This window comes from Pseudomonas guineae (genome assembly GCF_900113745.1).
Lineage (GTDB): Bacteria > Pseudomonadota > Gammaproteobacteria > Pseudomonadales > Pseudomonadaceae > Aquipseudomonas > Aquipseudomonas guineae.
Map to the genome: position 1 here is coordinate 1,810,025 of NZ_FOQL01000001.1, position 21,921 is coordinate 1,831,945.

At 58.3% G+C, this 21,921-nt stretch carries 22 protein-coding genes; 16 read left to right on the forward strand and 6 right to left on the reverse strand.

The features are described 5' to 3' along the window. Nucleotides 1-122: 122 nt before the first annotated feature. Nucleotides 123-776 (reverse strand): ribosome biogenesis GTP-binding protein YihA/YsxC, encoded by a 654-nt coding sequence (gene yihA / locus BMZ32_RS08185; protein ID WP_090241218.1) that lies wholly within the window; start codon nucleotides 774-776, stop codon nucleotides 123-125. Between the two features lie 248 nt (nucleotides 777-1,024). On the opposite strand from yihA, the gene BMZ32_RS08190 reads away from it, so the two are divergent. The 5 genes from BMZ32_RS08190 (at nucleotide 1,025) to BMZ32_RS08210 (ending at nucleotide 5,607) form a co-directional block, all read left to right on the forward strand. Next, nucleotides 1,025-1,315, forward strand: coding sequence for a c-type cytochrome (locus tag BMZ32_RS08190; protein ID WP_090241220.1), 291 nt, complete (start codon nucleotides 1,025-1,027; stop codon nucleotides 1,313-1,315). A gap of 45 nt (nucleotides 1,316-1,360) precedes the next feature. Next, entirely contained in the window at nucleotides 1,361-1,966 is a 606-nt protein-coding gene (locus BMZ32_RS08195) for a c-type cytochrome (RefSeq protein ID WP_090241222.1), read from the forward strand. A gap of 153 nt (nucleotides 1,967-2,119) precedes the next feature. Further along, entirely contained in the window at nucleotides 2,120-2,749 is a 630-nt protein-coding gene (locus tag BMZ32_RS08200) for a thiol:disulfide interchange protein DsbA/DsbL (protein ID WP_090241224.1), read from the forward strand. Nucleotides 2,750-2,773: 24 nt separating this feature from the next. Then, entirely contained in the window at nucleotides 2,774-3,637 is an 864-nt protein-coding gene (locus BMZ32_RS08205) for an endonuclease/exonuclease/phosphatase family protein (protein ID WP_090241615.1), read from the forward strand. Between the two features lie 14 nt (nucleotides 3,638-3,651). Further along, nucleotides 3,652-5,607: a sensor domain-containing diguanylate cyclase gene (locus BMZ32_RS08210; RefSeq protein WP_090241617.1), complete on the forward strand. Its 1,956-nt coding sequence runs from the start codon at nucleotides 3,652-3,654 to the stop codon at nucleotides 5,605-5,607. Nucleotide 5,608: 1 nt separating this feature from the next. On the opposite strand, the gene BMZ32_RS08215 is transcribed toward BMZ32_RS08210, so the two are convergent. Next, complete coding sequence (locus tag BMZ32_RS08215) at nucleotides 5,609-7,027, reverse strand: DASH family cryptochrome (RefSeq protein ID WP_090241226.1); 1,419 nt, start codon at nucleotides 7,025-7,027, stop codon at nucleotides 5,609-5,611. 179 nt (nucleotides 7,028-7,206) lie between these two features. On the opposite strand from BMZ32_RS08215, the gene BMZ32_RS08220 reads away from it, so the two are divergent. The 3 genes from BMZ32_RS08220 (at nucleotide 7,207) to BMZ32_RS08230 (ending at nucleotide 10,276) form a co-directional block, all read left to right on the forward strand. Then, on the forward strand, nucleotides 7,207-7,800 hold the full coding sequence (locus BMZ32_RS08220) for a MarC family protein (RefSeq protein WP_090241228.1): 594 nt from the start codon (nucleotides 7,207-7,209) through the stop codon (nucleotides 7,798-7,800). After that, a complete protein-coding gene (locus BMZ32_RS08225) occupies nucleotides 7,797-8,582 on the forward strand; it encodes an N-acetylmuramoyl-L-alanine amidase (protein WP_090241230.1) in 786 nt (261 codons plus the stop codon). Before BMZ32_RS08220 ends, BMZ32_RS08225 begins: the two co-directional genes overlap by 4 nt. A 209-nt stretch (nucleotides 8,583-8,791) precedes the next feature. Continuing rightward, nucleotides 8,792-10,276, forward strand: a complete 1,485-nt coding sequence (locus BMZ32_RS08230) for a nucleobase:cation symporter-2 family protein (protein ID WP_090241232.1) — start codon at nucleotides 8,792-8,794, stop codon at nucleotides 10,274-10,276. Between the two features lie 137 nt (nucleotides 10,277-10,413). Here BMZ32_RS08230 and BMZ32_RS08235 read toward each other — a convergent pair whose 3' ends face one another. Both BMZ32_RS08235 and algB read right to left on the reverse strand, forming a co-directional pair. Then, nucleotides 10,414-12,189: an ATP-binding protein gene (locus BMZ32_RS08235; protein WP_090241234.1), complete on the reverse strand. Its 1,776-nt coding sequence runs from the start codon at nucleotides 12,187-12,189 to the stop codon at nucleotides 10,414-10,416. Continuing rightward, nucleotides 12,186-13,532 carry a sigma-54-dependent response regulator transcription factor AlgB gene (gene algB / locus BMZ32_RS08240; protein WP_090241236.1) on the reverse strand — a complete coding sequence of 449 codons (1,347 nt, stop codon included), beginning with the start codon at nucleotides 13,530-13,532 and terminating at the stop codon, nucleotides 12,186-12,188. The genes BMZ32_RS08235 and algB overlap by 4 nt, the downstream gene beginning before the upstream one ends. 231 nt (nucleotides 13,533-13,763) lie before the next feature. On the opposite strand from algB, the gene BMZ32_RS08245 reads away from it, so the two are divergent. The 7 genes from BMZ32_RS08245 to BMZ32_RS08275 all read left to right on the forward strand — a co-directional run bounded on the left by BMZ32_RS08245 (nucleotide 13,764) and on the right by BMZ32_RS08275 (nucleotide 18,229). Then, a complete protein-coding gene (locus BMZ32_RS08245; RefSeq protein WP_090241239.1) occupies nucleotides 13,764-14,600 on the forward strand; it encodes a BON domain-containing protein in 837 nt (278 codons plus the stop codon). Nucleotides 14,601-14,678: 78 nt separating this feature from the next. Next, complete coding sequence (locus tag BMZ32_RS08250; RefSeq protein WP_090241241.1) at nucleotides 14,679-15,113, forward strand: PA2169 family four-helix-bundle protein; 435 nt, start codon at nucleotides 14,679-14,681, stop codon at nucleotides 15,111-15,113. A gap of 76 nt (nucleotides 15,114-15,189) precedes the next feature. Then, nucleotides 15,190-15,354, forward strand: a complete 165-nt coding sequence (locus tag BMZ32_RS08255; protein ID WP_090241243.1) for a DUF1328 domain-containing protein — start codon at nucleotides 15,190-15,192, stop codon at nucleotides 15,352-15,354. An 11-nt stretch (nucleotides 15,355-15,365) separates the two neighbouring features. Beyond that, nucleotides 15,366-15,779, forward strand: coding sequence for a hypothetical protein (locus BMZ32_RS08260; protein WP_090241244.1), 414 nt, complete (start codon nucleotides 15,366-15,368; stop codon nucleotides 15,777-15,779). A gap of 487 nt (nucleotides 15,780-16,266) precedes the next feature. Next, nucleotides 16,267-16,431 (forward strand): DUF1328 domain-containing protein, encoded by a 165-nt coding sequence (locus BMZ32_RS08265; protein WP_090241246.1) that lies wholly within the window; start codon nucleotides 16,267-16,269, stop codon nucleotides 16,429-16,431. Nucleotides 16,432-16,440: 9 nt separating this feature from the next. After that, nucleotides 16,441-16,902: an inhibitor of vertebrate lysozyme family protein gene (locus BMZ32_RS08270; RefSeq protein WP_090241247.1), complete on the forward strand. Its 462-nt coding sequence runs from the start codon at nucleotides 16,441-16,443 to the stop codon at nucleotides 16,900-16,902. A 97-nt stretch (nucleotides 16,903-16,999) separates the two neighbouring features. Continuing rightward, the gene (locus BMZ32_RS08275; protein ID WP_090241249.1) at nucleotides 17,000-18,229 is read left to right on the forward strand and encodes a nucleoside recognition domain-containing protein; all 1,230 of its coding nucleotides are present in this window, start codon (nucleotides 17,000-17,002) and stop codon (nucleotides 18,227-18,229) included. Nucleotides 18,230-18,476: 247 nt separating this feature from the next. Here BMZ32_RS08275 and BMZ32_RS08280 read toward each other — a convergent pair whose 3' ends face one another. Both BMZ32_RS08280 and BMZ32_RS19570 read right to left on the reverse strand, forming a co-directional pair. Continuing rightward, entirely contained in the window at nucleotides 18,477-19,490 is a 1,014-nt protein-coding gene (locus BMZ32_RS08280; RefSeq protein ID WP_090241251.1) for a DUF5924 family protein, read from the reverse strand. 803 nt (nucleotides 19,491-20,293) lie between these two features. Further along, nucleotides 20,294-20,440 (reverse strand): AraC family transcriptional regulator ligand-binding domain-containing protein, encoded by a 147-nt coding sequence (locus tag BMZ32_RS19570; protein WP_244153930.1) that lies wholly within the window; start codon nucleotides 20,438-20,440, stop codon nucleotides 20,294-20,296. 371 nt (nucleotides 20,441-20,811) lie between these two features. On the opposite strand from BMZ32_RS19570, the gene BMZ32_RS08290 reads away from it, so the two are divergent. Then, the gene (locus tag BMZ32_RS08290) at nucleotides 20,812-21,783 is read left to right on the forward strand and encodes a TAXI family TRAP transporter solute-binding subunit (protein WP_090241255.1); all 972 of its coding nucleotides are present in this window, start codon (nucleotides 20,812-20,814) and stop codon (nucleotides 21,781-21,783) included. The last annotated feature ends 138 nt before the right edge of the window (nucleotides 21,784-21,921 follow it).

The following is a 21,921-nucleotide window of genomic DNA, read 5'->3' on the forward strand; positions in this document are numbered from 1 at the left end:
TAGAGGTTCGGGGTTTTTTTATGCCCGCCATCCTTGGCGATCATCCTGCTGGCGCCTCACTAGGCGACGTTAACAGTTGCGCCCGGCAATTCTTGCCTGCGCCTACCTGAGCTCGAGCCGAGTCAGGCGTCGGTTTCTTCATCATCCGGCAGGGCAAACTCACCCAGTTGCATCCATTCGGCCAACACGGCCTGAGCATCCTCAATGCCAATGCGCTTGGGCGCGGAGAACAATTGGATGCTGACGCGATCACCCCAGCGTGCCTGGATATCCTGGCGTACCTTGAGTAAGGCGGTCTTCGCGGCGCCAAAGGCCAACTTGTCGGCCTTGGTCAGCAAAATATGCATGGGCATTTCACTGGAGGCGGTCCAGTCCAGCATCAGTACGTCGAACTCGGTCAGCGGATGGCGTATGTCCATCATCAGGATCAACCCACGCAAGCATTCACGGCTGCCCAAATAGGCTTCCAGGTGCTTCTGCCAATGCAGTTTCAGTGGGATAGGCACCTTGGCGTAGCCGTAGCCAGGCAAGTCGACCAGGCGGCGCTCTTCATCCAGCTTGAAGAAGTTGAGCAGCTGCGTGCGGCCTGGCGTCTTTGAGGTGCGCGCCAAGCTGGCGTGGGTGAGGGTATTGAGGGCGCTGGATTTGCCGGCATTGGAGCGCCCGGCAAAGGCGACTTCATGGCCGAAATCTTCTGGGCATTGGTCGACTTTGGCCGCGCTGATCAGAAAAGTGGCTTGCTGGCACAGGCCGATAATTGGGTTCTTAGCTTGCATCTGGGTATCCGTGAAGGCGAGCGTAGGGTGGCGTTACAGGCGCGATGCCCTTGCGACATTTGCGCGCAGCCTGCCTGCTGTGGCTGAGTGCGGCAAGCTGCGTCGTTTCCGTTTCAATGGCGCCAGTATATAATGGCGCAAATTTTGTGTGCGCTTTCTCCCTATTGTTGGATAAGTGGCCACGGGAACGATTTAGATCATCTGCCCATAGAAAGCAGTACGTTCCCCTCCCTGATGAGGTTGATCTGATGAAAAAATTACTGACTGTAGCCGCTGCACTGACGCTGTCGTTGAGTGCGCATGCTGCGCAGGACCCAGAAGCTGTATACGCTCGTGCATGCGGGGTGTGCCACAGCGGGGCGATCCCAACCGCGCCGAAACGTGGTGATAAAGCTGCCTGGGAGCCGCGTCTGGCCAAGGGCATGGATGCGCTGGTACTGAGCGTCACAAATGGCTTGAATGCCATGCCGCCTGGCGGCCTGTGTACGGACTGCTCGGCCGAGGATTACCAAGCGGTCATCAAGCTGATGTCCGAGTAAGCCTGGCCATAAACTCTTTTTCTTAGTCGCAAATTGGATTAGCTGATGAACAAAGTACTCGTGAGTCTGCTGTTGACCCTGGGCATCACTGGCCTGGCACAGGCTGCAGGCAATGCCGAAAATGCTCAGGGTAAGGTTGTTGTATGCGGTGCTTGCCATGGTGCCGACGGCAACAGCGCAGCGCCAAACTTCCCGAAACTAGCTGGGCAGGGCGAACGTTACTTGCTCAAGCAGCTGAATGACATCAAGTCCGGCGCACGTCCTATTGTGGAAATGACCGGTTTGTTGGACAACATGAGCGACCAAGATCTGGAAGATATTTCCGCCTACTACGCTAGCCAGAAAATGAGTGTTGGCGCTGCTGACCCGAAACTGGTTGAGCGTGGCGGTGAGCTGTTCCGTGGCGGTAAACTGGCCGAAGGCATGCCTGCTTGCATCGGCTGCCATGGGCCTAGCGGCGCTGGTTTGGATGCTGCTGGTTTCCCGCAACTGGGTGGCCAGCACGCAACTTACATCGCCAAGCAGTTGACCGATTTCCGTGAAGGCAACCGGACCAACGACGGCGACAGCATGATCATGCGCTCGATCGCCGCCAAGCTGAGCAACAAGGACATGGAAGCAGTGTCCAGCTTCATCCAAGGTCTGCATTGATCGGCTAACAACGCGATATGCTGTAATGAAATAGGGTGGCTCAGGCCGCCCTTTTTCATTGTGGGCATCGCTACAATGGATGGAACCTCAGTTTCTCTTGCGAGTCGAACCTTGGTTCGTCATCACGCACCGTTTATAGCCAAGGAGTAACGCATGCGTAACCTGATTCTCAGTGCCACTCTCGTCACCGCCAGCCTGTTTGGCTTGAGCGCTCATGCCGAGCCGATTGAAGCAGGCAAGCAATATGTCGAGCTGAGCAACCCAGTCGCGGTTTCCAAACCCGGCAAGATTGAAGTGGTTGAGTTGTTCTGGTACGGCTGTGGGCATTGCTATCAGTTCGAGTCGACCATCAATCCGTGGATCGAAAAACTGCCGGAAGACGTCAATTTTGTGCGTATCCCGGCCATGTTCGGCGGTATGTGGAACGTACACGGCCAACTGTTCATCACCCTTGAAGCGATGAAGGCCGAGCACAAGGTACATGCTGCCGTATTCGATGCTATCCATAAACAGGGTAAGAAGCTCGCCACCCCGGAAGAGATGGCCGACTTCTTGGCCGTTGAAGGGATCGACAAAGATGCCTTTCTTAAGACCTACAACTCCTTCGGCGTGAAGAGCCAGCTGGAAAAGGCCAAGAAACTCGGTATGGCCTACCAGATCACGGGTGTACCGGTGATGATCGTGGGCGGCAAATACCGCTTCGATATCGGCAGCTCGGGTGGCCCGCAGCAAGCCTTGCAGGTGGCTGATCATCTGATCGCTAAAGAGCGCGCCGCGCAGTAATTGGCCGACGCGGCTAACGCGTTAATGCTCAGGCGCTGGCCTGCCAAGCGCACGATTGGCCTGTGCGATGCACAGGTCAATCCATGCTGCGTGCCCGCAGATGATTGGCCGCAAAATGGCAGTCTACGCCTGCTCAGCTTCAATATTCAGGTGGGTATCAGCACTCAGCGTTACCACCATTACCTGACGCGCAGCTGGCAACACCTGCTGCCGCATGCCGGGCGCAGCGGCAATCTGCAACGGATTGGCGCTCTGCTCAGCGATTTTGATCTGGTGGCGTTGCAGGAGGTTGATGGCGGCAGCCTGCGTTCGGGTTACGTCAATCAGGTCGAGCACCTAGCGCGTCTTGGTGCCTTCCCTTATTGGTATCAGCAACTCAACCGTAACCTCGGCCGCCTGGCCCAGCACAGCAATGGTGTGCTGAGTCGTTTGCGCCCCAGCCTGCTAGAAGACCACCCGCTGCCTGGTCCGCCCGGTCGCGGCGCGATGTTGCTGCGCCTGGGCGAGGGGCCTGATGCGGTGGCTGTGGTGATGATGCACCTGTCCCTTGGCGCGCGCACTCGCACCCGCCAGTTAGCCTATATCCGAGAGTTGCTCAGTGATTATCGGCATGTCGTGCTGATGGGTGATATGAACACTCATGCCAATGACCTGCTGCAGTTCTCGCCACTGCGTGATCTTGAGCTGTTTGCGCCGCAAATCGAGGCGACTTTCCCCAGCTGGCGGCCGCAGCGCTGTCTCGACCATATCCTGCTCAGTCCAAGCTTGCCGCTGGAGCGCTGCGAAGTACTGTCGCAGCCGATTTCCGATCACCTGCCAGTGGCGGTGCAAATTCGCCTGCCCACTTCACTCTTTAGGCCTGCAACGCCTATGCTGATTGAGCCTTGAACGTGGATGCGACCATGACCGATGATGCCCTGCGCTGGAAAAGTAAATACCTAGAAAGCTTGGAGCAGCAAGAAACACTCGAGCGCCGTTGGGATGCCCGACTCGACCTGCTAAGGCGCGGGTTGGTGCGCAGCTCGCTGGCAGCCGAGGGCAGTGACAAGTCGGTCGACCAGTGCATGCAGGAGCTTCGCGATATTCTGCGTCGCGACGATATCGATGCTGGCCTATCTGCTTTGATTCCACGGCTGGAAAAGGCGGTTCTGGACTCTGAGAAGAGCCGTCAGGATCGACTTGAACTGAACGTGTCTGGGGTTACCAGTCTGACCGATCAGCTGCTCGCCTTGGATCCGCCGCGTGAGGTGCGCAAAGCGCTGAAGCAGTTTGCCAAGCGCATCGAGGAACGCGCCAGCCAACCGCGTGAGCTGCCCGCGCTGCTCAGTGAACTAAGCCGTCTACAACAACAGGCCCTGGCGACTATTGAGGGTGAACTCGGCGCTGCACGTCCGGGGTTATTACAGCGTTTATTCGGTAGCAAAGACGCTGCGTCCAACAGCCATGCTGGTAGCGAGCCTGCGCAGGCTGATAGGGCGCAACCAGCAACGCCAGGCCCTGCGCCCGGCACTCAACTTGACGATTCAGCGTATGCGGTTGAACCGCTACCCAGCCCGAGCAATGCTGCACCTGCACCTGCACCTGCACCTGCACCTGCACCTGCACCTGCACCTGCACCTGCACCTGCACTTGCACTTGCATTGGAAAGTGCTCCCGCAGAATCTGCCACGCTAAGCGCTGAGCCAGAGCTAACGTCAGCGGTGCAGATAACTGCAGCGGTTATGCCCCCGGTAATATCAGCACCTGAAGCGGTTATGTCGCTGCAAGAGGAGGGTGATCCGGCCTACGCGCTGCCGGCCATTCCAGAGCCGGGTTACAGCGCCGTCGCACCGCATATCGGCAGCAGCCTGATGGGCCTGCTTGAAGAGTTGGAGTTGCCGGAGCGCCATCAGCCGCAGGGCGAAGCCTTGCGCCAGCGTGTGCAGGGCGGTTTGAACTGGTACGAACTGGTCTCGGTGCTGGATGATCTGGCGGTGCTGGTGCTGGCCGTCACCGACAGCGGTCAGCGCGAGTTTGCCGGCTACCTGACGCAATTAAATGAACGCTTAGCATCGTTTCTTAGCACCCTCAGCGAAGCGCATGAGGGCTATAGCGAGTCTGTGGAAACTACCCGCAGCTTTAATCAGGAACTGCGTGAGCAGGTCAGCGGCTTGCAAGCTAGTGTGCTGGAGGCGGTCGATCTGCCGACGCTTAAGCAGTCTTTAGAGGCGCGCTTGGACGGCTTGCTTAGCACGGTTAGTGAACACCAGAAGCACGGTGACGGCCATGAAGAACACGTGGCGCAGCGCCTGAAAAGCCTGACCCAGAAGGTCGCGGATATGGAGCAGGAAGCACAGGTTTTCCGTGATCACCTCGAAGAGCAGCGCCAGAAAGCGCTAATCGACCCGCTGACCGGCCTGTCCAATCGTGCGGGCTGGAGTGAGCGTCTGGAGTTAGAGATGGCGCGCTGGAAGCGCTATGGTGGTGAGTTGCTACTGGCAGTGCTGGATATCGATCACTTCAAACGGATCAATGATGGCTACGGCCACCTGGCCGGCGACAAAGTATTGAAGATCATTGCCGGTGAATTGGCCAAGCGCCTACGCAAAACGGATTTTATTGCGCGCTTTGGCGGCGAGGAGTTTGTTCTGCTGATCCCCTCGACGCCTTTGGAAGGCGGCCAGCAACTGCTGCAAACGCTCTTGGATGGCGTTGAACAGTGTCCATTTCATTTTCGCGGCGAGCGGGTGACCATCACCCTATCGGCTGGGTTGACCGCTTTTACCAATGATGAGAACAGTGACACCGTGTTCGAGCGCGCCGATCAGGCGCTGTACCGCGCCAAAGGTGGTGGGCGTAACCAGGTCGTGTTGAGCTAATTCAGGCCACGGCGTGTAGATAAGGCTTCCAACTTTCCGGAATGCTATCGAGCTGCGGGTAACCGATGCTACGTAAATGTCCGCCCGCGAGCAGGAAGGGCGTGTGTCGCAGTGCCTGCGGTACATCGCGCAGCTCCGGTAGCCAGAGGCTGACGTACTGGGCGTCGGGGTCGTATTCACGGGCTTGGCGCAGGGCATTGAACACGCGCTTGTGCCGTGGGTCATTGCCCACGCCAGCCAGGTAGGCCCAGTTGCCCCAGTTGCTGGCCGGGTCGTAATCGATAAGGTGTTCCTCGAACCACGCCGCGCCGTGGCGCCAATCTTGTTGCAGGTCATTGATTAAGTAACTGGCGACCACCTGCCGACCGCGGTTAGACATAAAACCGGTGGCGGCCAGTTCGCGCATATTGGCGTCCACCAGCGGCATGCCGGTGCGCCCGCGCGACCAATCCTGAAAGCGTTGATCCAGTTGCGGCGGGGCTTGCTCGCTCGCCTTGAGGCCGCCGGCTTTGAACAACGCGCTGCCGTGGCGCAGTAAGGTCCAGCGGAAGAAATCTCGCCAGAGCATCTCTACCCATAACCAGTGGGTTGAATCATTGCGTTTGTACTGCGCCTCGTAGCGGCGCAGTTCGGCGATCACCCGCCGTGCGGACAGGCTGCCATTAGCCAGCCAAGGCGAGAATTTCGACGAATACTCGCTGCCGACCATGCCATTACGGGTGTCCTTGTACTGCCGCACACCTTGGGTTTTCCACAGGTAGTCACGCAGTCGAGCCAGGGCGGCGGGCTCACCCCCGGAGAACGGGAAGGCACTGGCCGGCACGCTGAGCGGTTCACCCAAGCCCAGTTGGGACAGCGTCGGCAGCGGTTGCATCAGTGCCAGCGCACCCTCGGGTAGGCCAGGTATACGATCCGGGGCATGCCGTGGTTGAAACACCTGAACGCGTTCTTCAACCAGGCTACGGAAATGACTGAACACATGAGGAAGCTGATCGAGGCTGCAAGGCAGCTCTTCATTACGCAGCAGGTTATTGGTGGGCGCTAACTGTAGGGGCGTATGACCGAGGCAGTGGGCGACGCGGGCCACCTGCGCCTGTTCGTCGGGCGCGATTTCCTCTAAGGCCAGCACGTGGTCCAGATTGAGCTGCGCGACCAGTTGCGGGATGGTTTGCTCCGGCGTGCCGATAACCACCTGCAGGTGCGAGCCGCGTTGACGGAGTTCGCCTTCCAGCGCCGTCAGGCTCTCCAGCAGGAAGCGCGCGCGGTGCACGCCCATGCGGCGCATGCCGAACGCGTTCAGTTGGAGTAACGCAGGGTCCAGTACATAGACCGGCAGCAGGCACTCGGCCGCCAAACCAGCTTGCAGCGCGGGGTGATCGTCAAGCCGAAGATCCTGTTTAAGCCACAGTAGAGCGCGCATTATGCGGCCTCCAAATCAATACAAAAGTTATACAGAATGATAGTTCTTGTATAACTAGCAGTCTAGCAGTGTCAGGCACTAACTGCCCAAACAACGGCGCGGTACCGTGATGCTGCCGGATCAAAGGCGTTTTCTGAGGCGAGAGGCATTAAACTCTGGCGATCTGCAGAGGAGTAGTCATGGATATTTTCGGCATCGCCGCGTTGATCTTTCTGGTCACCGACCCCTTCGGCAATATCGCTATCTTTATCGCCGCGCTAAAGAACGTCCCAGCCAAGCGCCGCTTGTGGATTGCTGCCCGTGAGCTGTTATTCGCCCTGGCGCTACTGCTGTTGTTTCTTACCTTTGGTGACAAAGTGCTCAGCGCCCTGGGCCTGTCGCGCGAGGCAACGGCAATTGCTGGCGGTATCATCCTGTTCGTAATCGCCATGCGCCTGATCTTTCCCGGCCCTCAGGGGGTATTGGGTGATGTGCCTGATGGCGAGCCGATGTTGGTGCCGCTGGCGACTCCGGCGGTAGCCGGGCCTTCCGCTCTAGCCGTATTGATGACCCTGCGCAATACCCATGAAGGACCGCTCTGGGAACTCTACGCCGCGGTGTTACTGGCCTGGGCTGCGACCGCTTTTATTCTGTTGCAGGCCTCGTTCCTGCAGCGCTTTCTCGGCCCTCGCGGGTTGACCGCAGTGGAGCGACTGATGGGCATGCTGTTGATCATGCTCAGCGTCGACATGCTGCTGGATAACCTGCAAAGCGTGTTGCATATCAGCCCATGAAATATATTGTTCTAAGCGTTTTCGCCCTATTGCTGGCTGGTTGCAGCAGCGGCCTACGGTTCGATGATAGCTACACCGCCACGGGCCAAAACAGCCGGGTGCAGTACATCGTGCTGCATTACACCTCCACCGACCTGGCGCGCTCGCTGCAACTGCTAACTGAAGAAGAGGTGAGTAGCCATTACCTGATTGGTGAGGCCCCGGCGACCATCTACCGTTTGGTCGATGAGAATCGCCGTGCCTGGCATGCCGGTGACAGTCAGTGGCAAGGGCGTACCTGGCTAAATAGCACGACGATTGGCATCGAGTTGGTCAACCAGGGCTTCTATGACACCCCCAGCGGGCGTCACTGGCAGCCTTTTGCACCCGCGCAGATCGACGCCCTGATCGTATTGCTTAAGGACATTATGCAGCGCCATCAGTTGGCTCCCGGCAGCATCATCGCGCACAGCGATATTGCTCCGCAGCGCAAGGTTGATCCCGGGCCATTGTTTCCCTGGAAGCGCCTCGCCGATGCGGGTCTGCTGTCCTGGCCGGATCCCACCGAGGTGGCGCGGCAACAGATGCTATTCAGTGCGAGCCTGCCGAGCGTGCAGTGGTTCCAGGAGCAATTGGCGCGCCAAGGTTATCTGGTGCCTAGGCATGGTGAGTTGGATGAGGCCACGCGCAACGTAATTGCCGCCCTACAGATGAAGTACCGCCCGGCGCGCTATGACGGCGAGCCGGACGCGCAGACAGCGGCGTTGTTAATGGTGTTGGCCAAGATGGCTGCGCAGCACTGATATAAGAATTCGCGTTGCGGTAGCCAACAAACGCCGAGGTAGTGATTACCTTGGCGTTTTTTTGTATGAGGTTGTCACTTTTTAGACCGCTGGGCTGTTGATCGTTCTTATGGAGCTATTTTTTACAGAAATGTATACAAAGTTGTAGTCAGGAGACTTTAACTTTGTCTACATTGAGCTCACACAAGAACAACAGCGAGACCCACAGCATGACGAATTCATCTGTTACGCCGTCTTCCACGCAGCGTCCGGAAGACGAAAACCTCGGTATCGGCGCCAACTTCGCCTATGGCCTGCAGCATGTGCTGACGATGTATGGCGGCATCGTGGCTGTGCCGCTGATCATTGGGCAGGCGGCGGGTCTGTCGCCTGCCGATATCGGTCTGCTGATCGCGGCTTCGCTGTTTGCCGGTGGCCTGGCAACCTTGCTGCAAACCCTCGGCCTGCCGTTCTTCGGTTCGCAGTTGCCGCTGGTGCAGGGCGTGTCTTTTGCGGGCGTAGCGACCATGGTCGCGATTCTCGGTAGTGGCGGTGAGGGTGGCCTGCCAGCCGTATTCGGTGCGGTGATTGCCGCCTCGCTGATCGGGCTGTTGATCACACCGGTATTCTCACGAATTACTAAATTCTTCCCGCCGCTGGTCAACGGTATTGTTATCACCATTATCGGTCTGACCCTGATGCCGGTAGCTGCACGTTGGGCGATGGGCGGTAACAGTCAGGCCGCTGATTTCGGCAGCATGGCCAACATCGGCCTGGCCGCGCTGACCCTTTGCACGGTGTTGCTGCTGAGTAAATTAGGCAGTGCGAGCATTTCGCGCTTGTCGATCCTGCTGGCCATGATCATTGGTACGCTGGTCGCGGTAGCGCTGGGTATGGCGGACTTCTCCAAGGTGACTCAAGGGCCGATATTTGCCTTGCCTTCGCCATTCCATTTCGGCATGCCGACCTTTCACGTCGCGGCCATCGTCTCGATGTGTATCGTGATCATCGTCACCCTGGTGGAAACCTCGGCGGACATTCTGGCGGTTGGTGACATCATCGAAACCAAGGTTGACTCCAAGCGCCTCGGCAATGGTCTGCGGGCGGACATGATCTCCAGCGTGTTTGCCCCGATCTTCGGCTCCTTCACCCAGAGCGCCTTTGCCCAAAACGTCGGTTTGGTGGCGGTGACCGGGGTTAAGAGCCGTTACGTGGTGGCGTCGGCGGGGTTGATTCTAGTGACCCTGGGCCTTTTGCCGATCATGGGTCGTTTAGTAGCCGCGGTGCCAACGTCGGTGCTGGGTGGTGCAGGCGTGGTGCTGTTCGGTACCGTAGCAGCGAGCGGCATTCGTACTTTGTCTAAGGTCGACTACCGCAACAATATGAACCTGATCATCGTCGCGACCTCGATTGGCTTTGGCATGATCCCAATCGCGGCGCCGACCTTCTATCACCAGTTCCCGTCCTGGTTCGAAACCATTTTCCATTCGGGCATCAGCTCGGCGGCGATCATGGCCATTGCGCTCAACCTGCTGTTCAACCACCTCAAGACCGGCAACTCAGAGAATCAGTCAGTCTTCGTGGCCGCTAGCGAACGCACCCTAGGCTTCCAGGATGTGGCTGCCCTGAACGATGGTGACTACTTCAAAGGTGGCAAGTTGTTCGATGCTGAAGGTAAAGAAGTGCCGCTGATCAAGGATGCGGCGAGCCATTAGGCCGGTTCCGCGGCTAAACCTGAGTCAGTGGTGAGCCGCGATAAGTCGCCAGTAAGTTGAGGAGCGCCGCCTTTAAGGCGGCGTTCTCATGTGTGGCGTGTGCCAAGCTCTAGAAACTGATACGTGGCAGTAGCGTCTCAGGTGGGGAGCAGTACGTAGAACTGCGTGCCTTGACCCACCCGAGATTTGACCCCGATAGAGCCGCCGTGTAATTGCACAATCTCTTTACACAGCGCCAGGCCCAAGCCTGCACCGCCCTTCTTGCGGCTGACTTGCACGAATGGCTCGAAAATCCGCGCTTGTTGGCGAAAGGGAATCCCCTCGCCATTGTCAGTTACGCTCAGCTCGACCCGATCATCCCGCCTGCGCGCGCGCAACTGCACGGTGCCGCCAGGGTGACTGTGACGTAAGGCGTTGCCGATCAGGTTGTCGAGTACCCGTTCGATTTGCAGTGGATCGACCTGCAGCAGCGGTAAGTCCTCTTCAGCTTCGTATTGCAGCGCGACCTGTAACTCCGCCGCTTGCACATCGAAGCGCTGCTGAGCCATGCGCAGCAGTGGCTCGATGCTGCACTCAACGCGCTCAAGACTTTGCAGGCCGTTCTGGTAACGCGAGAAATTCAGCAGGTCATTGATCAGGCGTAACAGCCGCTGCATTTCTTCGTCCACGGTGCTGAGCAGGTCGGCCTCGCGGGTTTCTTCGGGGAATTTCATGCGTTCCTGCAGCAGAGAGAACGCCATCAGCATGCCGGTGACCGGTGTGCGCAGCTCATGCGAGGCGCGTAGCACAAACTCGCTGCGCACCCGTTCGAATGCACGCTGTTCGGTGACATCGCGCAGCACCATTACCGCCCCAGAGGGTTGTTCACCGTCGTGGCTGACCGCTGCCAGGCTATAGGCGAGTAGGCGTTGTTCGCCATCGATATCGACTTGCAGGTCTTCCAGCGCCTCTTCCAGCGGTTTGCCTTGCAGCACGCGATACAGCTGGGTTTGCAGGTCTGAATGCTGCAGGGTTAATGGCGCTTGTTGGCCGAGCTGGCTTTCGTCCCAGGCCAACTGGCGTTGCGCTACCGGGTTGAAATGCTCGACGTCACCTTGGCGATCGAAGATCAGCAGGCCATCGTCGATGCTGTCGAGTACCGCGTTAAGGCGTTGTTGCTCAGCTTTTAGGGCCTGGATATCACTGTTTTTGAAGGCCCGCAGCGCTTCGGCCATTAACCCGAAGCGCCGGCTCAATGATGCGATTTCTGTCACCGGCGGGGTGGGCAGGCTGACGTGAAAGTCGCCACGGCCGATCTGGTCTGCGGCGATGGCCAGCTCCTCAATCGGTCGGCCCAGCCGGCGGGCGACGCTGTGCGCCGTAACAAAACTGATCAATAACACCGCCAAGCCGATCAGGCCGAGCAGCGTGGTAATCAGCCAGGTGCGTTCGCGCACGTTCTGTTGTTCAAGATGGACCTGGCTGACGTAATGCATTTGCATGGTGTTGATGCTGTCGCGCAGCGCGCTCAAGGCCAGGGTGAAATTGTCGTCCTTGAGCAGGTGACGGCGCACCGTCGCGGGCGAGTCTAGAAATTTTTGATAGAGGCCATAGGTCCGCTGAATCTCGATTACCGCCTGATGATCGCTGGCATTCATAGAATCGTCGGCGGCTTTGCGCAGCCATTCATTGAAGCGTGCATCCGACGCTTTCAATGCTGGCCGGTCGAGCTTGTCGGCAATGATCAGAATGACTTGGGTGCCCATCTCTTGGCGCAGGCCGAGTGAGGCATCGATGATGTTCATGTTGCGGGTCATGGCTTCATTCTGGGTTTTGCTCAGCTGCCAGATGCTGAACATGCCCAGGAGTAACCCGACCAAGGCGGCCGTGACCAAGGCCCCACCGCTGATGAACAGCTGGTTACGTAACCTCATAGGTCGAGCTGCTTACGTTTGCGGTACAGCGTTGAGGCGTCGATACCCAGTGTTTTAGCCGCTTGGTCCAGCGTGCCGCTATTGGCCAATACCGCGCTGATATGGGCTTTCTCCAATGCCTCCAAGCTCATTTGCGCGCCGGCCTGGGGGCTGCACAGCTCGGCATTGAGGGTGAGTCCCAAATGGCTGACCTGCACCTGCTCTTCTGCGCAGAGAATGCTGGCGCGCTCGACTACATTGCGCAGCTCACGAATATTGCCTGGCCAGGCGTAGCTGAGTAGCGCCTCGCGCGCCTCATTACTGAAGGCCCGTGCGGGGCGCGCATAGTCGCTGACAAAGCGCGCGAGAAAACGCTCGGCCAGCACCATGATGTCTTCGCGGCGTTCACGCAGCGCGGGCAGGGTTAGGGTGATTACATTCAGGCGGTAGAGCAGGTCTTCACGGAACTGGCCCTGCTTGGCCATTTCGTCGAGATTGAGGTTGGTCGCCGCGACGATGCGCACATCAGCCTGACGGGTCTGCGGGTCACCAATTCGTTCGTACACCTTGTCTTGAATAAAGCGCAGCAGCTTCGGTTGCAGAGCCAGCGGGAAGTCGCCGATCTCATCAAGAAAGAGGGTGCCGCCATCGGCTTGGCTGACACGTCCCTGGGTACTTTCGGTGGCGCCGGTAAACGAGCCGCGGTTATGCCCAAACAACTCGCTCTCCATCAACTCGGCACTTAAGGAGGGGCAGTTGATGGTCACGCAAGACTTTTTCGCGCGCTTGCTCCAGCCGTGGATGGCCTGGGCCAGCTCACCCTTGCCGGTGCCGGACTCGCCGAGGATCAGAATATTGGCATCGGTGTCAGCCACCTGCTTCGCCGTTTGCAGCACCGCCATCATGGCCGGGTTATGCGAGTCCAAACCCTCGCCGGGTTTACGCGCATGCCCTTCGAGATGCGCCAAGCGCTCGGCCATCTGCCGCGCTTCCAGTTGTTTGCTGGCAGCCAGACGCAGCTGTTCGGGGCTGCAGGGCTTCACTAAGTAATCGGCAGCACCCGCCTGGATCGCGTCCACGGCGGTATCGATCGCTGAGTGCGCGGTAATCATCACCACCCGCATCCACGGTGCCTGCACGCGCATGTGCGTGAGCACCTCCATGCCGTCGTCGTTGCCCAGCCGCAAGTCGAGGAAGCATAAATCGAACACTTGGCGCAGCAATAACGCGTCGGCTTGGGCTGCGCTGTTGGCCGTACTGACCTGGTAACCCTCGTCTTCCAGGCAATAACGGAAGGTGCGCAGGATGGCGGGTTCATCATCGACCAACAGAATGCGGCCGAGCGGCTGTGAAGGGGTGTCCATATTGCTCTCCTTGGCTGGGTGCTGAGGGTTAGTCCGCGATCTGTCGTGCAAGTTGCACGGCGCAGAATAGGCAATCATGCAGCTTGCACACCAATGGGTTTCTTTTTATGAGCATAAGTAATTGATTTTAATGATTTTATTTTTTGATCATGGCCTGGCACGGGCCTTGCGACAGTGAGGTGTAAGTCGCACAAAGCGACGCAAGCACTGCAATCCATTGGAGGAACTGCCATGCATAAGTTGAAGACTCTGGCCCTGGCCACCGCAACCGCCGGCATGATCGGCCTGGCACCTTTCAGCGCATTCGCTGCTGAGGGTGATATGAGCCGTGAACTCAGTGAGGCCCGCCAGGAAGGCTCGGTGTGGACTGCATTTGCCCTCAATCGCCATCTCAACCCGTTCGCCATTGAGGTGGATGTCGAGAACGGCACCGCGAAAATCACCGGTACCGTAGAGACCTCGGTCGAGCGTGATTTGGCTGAGCAGATTGCTCTGGGCGTTGACGGCGTAAACAAGGTGGACAACCAACTCAAGCTGGACCCTAAGTTCGAGGCCAAAGCCAGCAGCGAGCCGAATATGTCGCAGCGTTTTGAAGACGCCACGCTGGCGGCCACCGTCAAGTCCAAGCTGCTGTGGAACAGCAACACTGAGGGCTTAGACATTGATGTCGATGCGGTGAACGGCAAGGTTACCCTCAACGGTAGCGCGCAAAACCCCGAAGCCAAGGAGCTGGCAGGGCGCCTGGCCGCCAACACCGATGGCGTGCGTGAGGTAAGCAACCTATTGAGCGTGAGTAAAGCCGACAGCACCGCCGCCCAGGCGCAAAACGCCGCCGATGATGCCGCGGCGTCCATTAGCGATGCGTGGATCACCAGCAAGGTCAAATCCAGCCTGATTTACAGCCGTAACTTGGATGGCCTGAGCATCACGGTGGATACCCAGAAAGGCATGGTTAACCTGAGCGGCCGAGTGTTGAGCAATGCCGAGAAGCAATTGGCCGTGGAAACGGCACGCAACATTCGCGGTGTCCGCGGCGTAGACGCTGACGCCCTGCACGTCGACAGCTAAGCAGCTGGCTGTCAGGTATCACTGGCAGCCAAATCTTGAGGCGGTTATCGCCGCCGTTACAGCCAGAGGAGAGTCACCATGACTGACAAAATCCAGCAACTGAACGAGCTGATTGAAATTACCCGTGACGGTCAGCGTTTTTATCAGCACGCCCACGAAGAAGTGAAAGATGTGCGCTTGCAGGCGCTGTTCCGTGACATGGCGCAAACCAAGACTGAACTGATTCGCGCGCTGTCGGTAAAAGTGGCCGCCAACCAACAGAAGCCAGCCGATGGCGGCACTGTTGTGGGCAAACTGCGTCAGGTGTATGCGGACACTAAGGCCACGCTGGTCAGCGATGAAGAGGGTGCCTATGTGGCGCAGCTGGAGGAAGCGGAAGACCGCATCCTGCACGCCTTCGAAGCGGTACTGAAGGACGCTGACCCGGACATACATGCGTTGCTTGCGACGCAAATGCCGACCGTGCGTGCCAACCATGACCGCATGCGCAACCTCAAGCAGTCCATGCAGTAAGGCAGTGGGGCGTGGTGTGTACCGCGTCCCTCAATCGCTGCGCATCGGGTGCAGCCGGTAAACAAGGAGAATCACCATGTTGAGTTGGGCCATTACCTTTCTGATCATTGCCATCATCGCTGCCGTACTGGGCTTCGGTGGTATCGCCGGCACCGCAACCGGGATCGCGAAGATTCTGTTCTTGGTCTTTCTGGTGCTGTTCATTGTGTCGTTCATCATGGGCCGCCGCCCACGGGGTTAGGAGCGCACCGCATGCAACCCTTTAAGACGCTGCTTGCCGCCCTGATGTTGGGCGGCAGTGCGGCGGCTTTGGTCGCCGCCACCTCATTCTCATCAAGTGCCGTAGCAACGGCTGAGCCTGCGCCGCGCTACTCGCAAAGCTGGCCCGCCATCCGAGAAGTTGAGCATGCTTGGCCACAGTGGATGCGTAACCTCCAAGGCTCTGTGCTGGCTCTGCATGAAAGCGCTATTAAGCCCTCGATCAACGGGTCTTGTGCGCAACAACACTGTGCTGATCTCGCAGTACAGGCTATGCCCGCGTCGCCCAACGCAGGCATCTATCAACACGCGACTGACCTGGCTTACGACTCGCCGCAAATACAGCGTGGCAGTCTGCAGTGGCGGGATAAGCAACCGATGCTCACGCCACCGCGTTTGAGTTTCTAACTGCCCAGCGGGTCTCACGCTCGCGCGTTGTAACGACTTCCCCTAACACCACCCCGTACCTGCCTGGCGCCACCCGGCGTATGGGTGTCACTTCCCGCACTGGCGACTGCGCTCACGCCCGCCATCTTCTTTATTTATGTCCTCGACTGCTGTGCTGTGCACGCAGAGCGGCTTGTCTCGTCTTCATTGCGGTTTACGGATAGCGCTCTTTGCTCCTCGCCGCTGAGGTCAGCGGCGAGCCGCCCATCATGCAAGTTGCACGGAGAATGCTGAGCAATCATGCAGCTTGCATGTTTAAGGTTGAATAGTATTTTCTCAAGTAATTGAAATATAAGGATTAAATTGATTCATAAGGCTGGCATGAGCCCTGCAATAGTTCTATTACGGTTGCCCCGGCAATCATGCAAAAACCTGCGAAGGTGTCTGAGACCCCTTTCGTTTTGCCGCAGCGCACCCGCTGGGGTTTGTTCTACAAAGGAGAATCACCATGTTGAGTTGGGCCATTACCTTTCTGATCATTGCCATCATCGCTGCCGTGCTGGGCTTCGGTGGTATCGCCGGCACTGCAACCGGGATCGCGAAAATTCTATTCCTGGTCTTTCTGGTGCTGTTCATTGTGTCGTTCATCATGGGCCGTCGCCCTAAGGTCTAAGGAGTGGGCATGAGTTTTTTCAAGACGCTATTTGCTGCCCTGATTTTAGGGGGCAGTGCGGCGGCTTTGGCCGCCGACACCGATACGCAATTTCACCTCAATGAATTGCTCTCCAGTGACGTTACCTACCAAGAAACCTGGCGGGATCTGGTTGAAGACGAAAGTCGTTTGCCTGAGTGGGTGATGAACCTCAGTGGCGATGCCAGGCCCATGCAAGGCTTGGAGGACGATGGTGACAAGTACTTGGTCGGCCAACTGTGCGCGGTGCAAAACTGCTTCAATCAGCGCCTGTATACCGCCTTCACGTGGGACAAAGACACTGCTTATGCCCTCTATGTTCAGCTGCCAGACGGCTTACCCGTGGGCCACGTACCCAGCCAGCATGCCATCTTGCGCTGGTTAGGCGAGCCGAATGAGGCGGTCCAGACGCTGTTGCTTGAGCAACTGCAGAAAGACCCCAACTGGTACTGATTACTGCTGCAACGCTCCCTGAGCGGTCTTGAACCGCTCCTTTGCACCCCAGTTTCGCCAGCCGCGCTATCATCACGCCCATTAACAGGGGATCGGTATGCTCAACGGCTTGTGGCTGGGGTTTTTTTTGGTGGCGGCGGTTGCCGGCCTGTCGCGCTGGTTATTGGGCGATGATCCGGCGGTGTTCGCCGCCATGGTCGAAAGCCTGTTTGCCATGGCCAAGCTGTCGGTCGAGGTCATGGTGCTGTTGTTTGGCACCCTTACGCTATGGCTCGGCTTGCTGCGTATCGCCGATAAAGCCGGCCTGGTCGACGCCCTAGCGCGGGTGCTTGGGCCGCTGTTTGCACGGTTGATGCCCGAGGTGCCGCGTGGTCATCCAGCCCTTGGTTTGATCACTATGAATTTCGCCGCCAATGGCCTGGGCCTGGACAACGCAGCCACGCCGATCGGCCTGAAAGCCATGCGTGCCCTGCAAACGCTTAACCCCAGCAGTACCACGGCGAGCAACGCGCAAATCCTCTTTCTGGTGCTCAATGCCTCGTCGCTGACCTTGCTGCCGGTGACCATCTTTATGTACCGCGCCCAGCAGGGTGCACCTGATCCAACCCTGGTCTTCCTACCCATTCTGTTGGCCACCAGCGCCTCGACCCTGGTCGGCTTGCTGTCGGTGGCAGTGATGCAGCGCCTGCGCTTGTGGGACCCGGTGGTGCTGGCCTACTTGGTACCAGGGACGCTGGCGCTGGGGGCCTTTATGGCGCTGCTGGCCGGCATGTCAGCCACGGCGCTGGCGGCCCTCTCGTCGCTGGCCGGTAACCTCACCCTGTTCGGCATCATCCTGCTGTTTCTGCTGATGGGCGCATTGAGGAAAGTGGCGGTCTACGAGGAGTTTATTGAAGGCGCGAAAGAAGGCTTCGACGTGGCCAAGAGCCTGCTGCCCTATCTGGTAGCGATGCTCTGCGCGATTGGTGTACTGCGTGCATCTGGGGCATTGGAGTTTGGTCTCGACGGGATTCGCTGGCTGGTCGAGGCGGTTGGCTGGGACACGCGCTTTGTTGAAGCGCTGCCCACCGCCATGGTCAAACCCTTCTCCGGCAGTGCGGCGCGCGCCATGCTGATTGAAACCATGCAGACCCAGGGCGTCGACAGCTTCCCCGCGCTGATCGCCGCCACGGTGCAGGGCAGTACGGAAACCACCTTCTATGTGCTGGCGGTGTATTTCGGTGCGGTCGGCATTCAGCGCGTGCGGCATGCCGTGGGCTGTGCACTGCTGGCCGAGTTTGCCGGTGTCGTAGCCGCCATATTCGTCTGCTATTGGTTCTTCGGCTAGGTGTTCGACCGCGATCTGCTGCGCGTCGGCTCTGCGGCGTTAAAACAGGCGCGGCAAGCCACTTGTGGCTAACGCGCTACAGCGCGACCCCGAAGGGGCGAGTGAAGCGAGTCATGCTCATGTACAAAAGTACACTCGCGTGCGGGCCCAGTCCGCTTACTCGCCGTTTTGACCAGCCGCAGGCTGTTACTAACGTAGCGCCTTGCAGGGCTCTAGCTCGCGAGAGCTCAAATAGATTTATCCGTGGTTATTCCACCACCTTAAACCGCAGTACGCCGATCATCTGTCCAGCTTCGGTGAGGACTTGCACCTGCCAGCGGCCTACGGCGTCGGCGGGGAAGTTTTGCTTGTGGGTCCAGGCGCGATAGCCTTCTTTACGTCCGCCTTGGATATTCAGCGCGATGCGCTCGACCTCGCCGCCATCGCGCCGCCAGACGTGGTAAATCCGTTCATTCAGTCCACGTGGCGCATTGATCGCGGTGTAAGCGTACAAGCCCTGACTGCGCAGCTGCGCCACGCTCAACTGCTTGAGGCTCGCGCCCGGTGCGCGGTTTTGGTTATCGAATTGAGTGGTCACGGCCACCTCGGTCAGCCACAACGTGGCGGGTGGCACCCAGACGCGCGCGAGCCAGCCCCCAGCGCCGAGGGCCAGCGTCAGGCCGATCAGCAATAATCCGCGCCACCAACGCTGTACGGTGATGATCGCGAACAGTGATGGGAACGACAGCAGCACCGCGGCGGCGAGCGCCAGTTGGTAACTCTGCGGGGTGGTGAGTTTGAAGATGATTGGCAGCGCCGTGAGCAGCACGGCAAATAACGCTAAGGTGTGATACGCAAGAAACAGCCAGCGTTTGGGTGCTAGCCATTTGTAGTAGAGCGGGTCGATGATCGAAACCAATGCTGCGGCCGCAAGCAGCCCACTGAACAATAGTTGTCCGCTGTTCCACGTAGTGGTGATAAAGAAAAACGGCAGGACGAAGAACAGGCTTTCTTGGTGGATCATCTGCGTCGCATAGCGCAACAGCGGCGGCGGCAACTCAAAGCCAAAGCGGCGCGCGATGCTTTCACGCAGGATGTTTTCCAGAATCAGCCATAACCAGCTGACGAGCATCACCAGTCCCAGCACTTGGGCCAGTTCAGCTTGGCGCTCCACCAGCAGAAAACTCGCCAGCCCAGAGGCAAAACCAAAAACCGCCACCATGCCTGGGTGACGTTGAGCCAGAGCGATGAGCCTGAAGACCTGTTGTTTTAATGCCAGCATAGGAGGCTCGTAGTTGACCTGTTTAGGTTTCGCGGGCTGGAGCTAACCCGGGCGGGCTCAACAGCGGACAGCCTGCCGCGGCCCCATGATAAGGGGCAGAGCATAACGTGCCATGCAGCTAATGAGGTGAGTGCGCGCCGCCTTTGGTCACTCCGTACGGCCCGCGCTGCCGCTGCTGCTCTGCAGTAAGCCGAATAGCCTAGGGTGGGTAATCACAGTGGGCGAAAGTGCAGCCTTGCGTGCCAATGTACCGCACTGCATATGGCGAGCTTCATGCGTATCTTGAACACCGGTGCTGCCGGCGATATGGGTCAGCAACTGGCTATTCAGCAGCCACATTGGGCGCTGATATGCGCCCGCTCAAGCGTGCCGATATGAAGCTGATATCGAACCGATGCAGCTCGATATCAGCCGCTGCGTGGCCATGCTCGCTTTGCTTTCGCCAAACACAAGCGTGAAGTGGAGTTGCTACTGGCGGAGGCGCGTGTGCAGCATCCGCAGTTCAAGCAATTGGCGATGCGCCACGGCACCATTCTGGTCTGACGGGTAAACAATCAGCTCAGCGAATTATTTAAAAACGCACGGTACTGAGTAATCAACAGCTCAAGCAGGACTTCAGCTTTAATCCATGTCATCGCTCAGGCGTTTCGGGTAGAGGATCTCTAACCGCCGTTAGCGCGCTGTGTCGAGCGCGATATTCGCCCGGCGTGAGGCTGATTCATTGACGAGGCGCCCGAAAAATACGCTGGGTTCCGAATAACCCAGCAGCAGGGCGATGTCCGCGGCAGGCAAGTCGCTGCTGCTCAGGTGCAGATGGCACCCAGCGCATTGCCTAGGGTCGGGCTACTCTGCAGCAGGTAACCGAGCACACTGAAGGGGCCAGGGGCGAGGTTGTAACCCAGGGCCAGGCCGGGTTCGGTATGTTCGATGCGACTGAGGTGTTGCCACAACTGTTCCTGGATGGCGAGGGCACGCGTGCATTGGGATCACTGAGTGGGCGGTCGCTGAGCGCATGCACTCATCAATTAAGTGCGATCAACGCCCAAACGGCTGGCCGCATGCAGCGCTACGAGCGTGATGCTGGCGCTGACTGAGGTGTGTTGCGAATCGAAAGTGTGCTTGGGCATCGCCTGGTTCTGCCCAAAGCAGTGGCTTGGCGGTAGCGCTAAGGGGCCCGGTGCGCGGGGTATTAAATACGTGGTTACCAGCGTTGTTCGCTATTACGTCGTGCAACCTGCGCCTGAGCGGTTAGACTCTTGCCCTTCCGGACGCACTCAAAAGGGGCGTGCGGGTCCAAAATAAACAGAAAAGGAGAACTCCCATGAAAGGTAAATCCCTGGCATGGGCTCTGTCGGCTGCACTCGCAGGTATTACCCTGAGCAGCGCAGTACAGGCCGAAGAGCAATTCGTCACCATCGGCACGGGTGGCCAAACTGGCGTTTATTACGTGGCCGGTCAGTCTATCTGCCGTTTCCTCAACCGTGGTGCAGCTGACCACGGTATCAAGTGCAACGCCCCCGCCAGTGGCGGCGGTGTAGCCAACGTCAACGGTATCCGCAGTGGCGAATTCAACTTCGGCATCATGCAGTCGGATCACCAGTACAAGGCCATGAAGGGCGTAACACCGTTCGAGAAAGAAGGTGCGATGGATGACATCCGTGCCGTGTTCTCGCTGCAGAGCGAAGTGTTCACCATCCTCGCGCGTCGTGACGCCAACATCAGCAGTTTCGATGACCTCAAAGGTAAGCGCGTCAACATCGGCAACCCAGGTTCCGGCCAGCGCGACACCCTCGACGAAATCATGCAGGTCAAAGGCTGGGAGCGTTCAGTGTTCTCCCTGGCTGCTGAGTTGAAGCCGGCTGAGCAAGCCTCGGCGTTGGGCGACAACAACATCGATGCGATGACTTACTTTGTTGGTCACCCGAATGGTGCGATCCAAGAAGCTACCACCACCACCGACGCAGTTTTGGTACCGGTGACCGGTGCGGAAATCGACAAGCTGCTGGCTGAGAAGAGCTACTACACCACCGCTGAAATTCCAGGTGGCATGTACAAGGGTAACGACAAGCCGACCCCGTCCATTGGCGGTAAGGCCGTGCTGTCTACCTCGGCCAAGGCCAGCCCGGAAGTGGTGTACCAGCTGGTTAAGTCAGTGTTCGACAACATTGATCGCTTCAAGCGTCTGCACCCTGCATTTGCCGACCTGAAAGAAGAAGACATGATCAAAGTCGGCCTCAGTGCGCCGCTGCATGAAGGTGCCGTGCGTTATTACAAAGAGCGTGGCTGGTTGTAAACCTGATTACGATCGGCTGCGCGTCGGCCCTGCTGCGTTAGCAACTGGCGCTCACTCGCGAGATCGTAAACAGGTTTGACGCTGGCCTTGCCTGCAAGCAGGCTAGCGTCTCTAGTTAAGCAAACCCGCAGTCGTAAG

Bases quoted from the DNA above. Each gene is read 5' to 3' on its own strand.
- yihA (WP_090241218.1), bottom strand. From the start codon at position 776: ATGCAAGCTAAGAACCCAATTATCGGCCTGTGCCAGCAAGCCACTTTT.
- BMZ32_RS08190 (WP_090241220.1), top strand. From the start codon at position 1,025: ATGAAAAAATTACTGACTGTAGCCGCTGCACTGACGCTGTCGTTGAGT.
- BMZ32_RS08195 (WP_090241222.1), top strand. From the start codon at position 1,361: ATGAACAAAGTACTCGTGAGTCTGCTGTTGACCCTGGGCATCACTGGC.
- BMZ32_RS08200 (WP_090241224.1), top strand. From the start codon at position 2,120: ATGCGTAACCTGATTCTCAGTGCCACTCTCGTCACCGCCAGCCTGTTT.
- BMZ32_RS08205 (WP_090241615.1), top strand. From the start codon at position 2,774: ATGCTCAGGCGCTGGCCTGCCAAGCGCACGATTGGCCTGTGCGATGCA.
- BMZ32_RS08210 (WP_090241617.1), top strand. From the start codon at position 3,652: ATGACCGATGATGCCCTGCGCTGGAAAAGTAAATACCTAGAAAGCTTG.
- BMZ32_RS08215 (WP_090241226.1), bottom strand. From the start codon at position 7,027: ATGCGCGCTCTACTGTGGCTTAAACAGGATCTTCGGCTTGACGATCAC.
- BMZ32_RS08220 (WP_090241228.1), top strand. From the start codon at position 7,207: ATGGATATTTTCGGCATCGCCGCGTTGATCTTTCTGGTCACCGACCCC.
- BMZ32_RS08225 (WP_090241230.1), top strand. From the start codon at position 7,797: ATGAAATATATTGTTCTAAGCGTTTTCGCCCTATTGCTGGCTGGTTGC.
- BMZ32_RS08230 (WP_090241232.1), top strand. From the start codon at position 8,792: ATGACGAATTCATCTGTTACGCCGTCTTCCACGCAGCGTCCGGAAGAC.
- BMZ32_RS08235 (WP_090241234.1), bottom strand. From the start codon at position 12,189: ATGAGGTTACGTAACCAGCTGTTCATCAGCGGTGGGGCCTTGGTCACG.
- algB (WP_090241236.1), bottom strand. From the start codon at position 13,532: ATGGACACCCCTTCACAGCCGCTCGGCCGCATTCTGTTGGTCGATGAT.
- BMZ32_RS08245 (WP_090241239.1), top strand. From the start codon at position 13,764: ATGCATAAGTTGAAGACTCTGGCCCTGGCCACCGCAACCGCCGGCATG.
- BMZ32_RS08250 (WP_090241241.1), top strand. From the start codon at position 14,679: ATGACTGACAAAATCCAGCAACTGAACGAGCTGATTGAAATTACCCGT.
- BMZ32_RS08255 (WP_090241243.1), top strand. From the start codon at position 15,190: ATGTTGAGTTGGGCCATTACCTTTCTGATCATTGCCATCATCGCTGCC.
- BMZ32_RS08260 (WP_090241244.1), top strand. From the start codon at position 15,366: ATGCAACCCTTTAAGACGCTGCTTGCCGCCCTGATGTTGGGCGGCAGT.
- BMZ32_RS08265 (WP_090241246.1), top strand. From the start codon at position 16,267: ATGTTGAGTTGGGCCATTACCTTTCTGATCATTGCCATCATCGCTGCC.
- BMZ32_RS08270 (WP_090241247.1), top strand. From the start codon at position 16,441: ATGAGTTTTTTCAAGACGCTATTTGCTGCCCTGATTTTAGGGGGCAGT.
- BMZ32_RS08275 (WP_090241249.1), top strand. From the start codon at position 17,000: ATGCTCAACGGCTTGTGGCTGGGGTTTTTTTTGGTGGCGGCGGTTGCC.
- BMZ32_RS08280 (WP_090241251.1), bottom strand. From the start codon at position 19,490: ATGCTGGCATTAAAACAACAGGTCTTCAGGCTCATCGCTCTGGCTCAA.
- BMZ32_RS08290 (WP_090241255.1), top strand. From the start codon at position 20,812: ATGAAAGGTAAATCCCTGGCATGGGCTCTGTCGGCTGCACTCGCAGGT.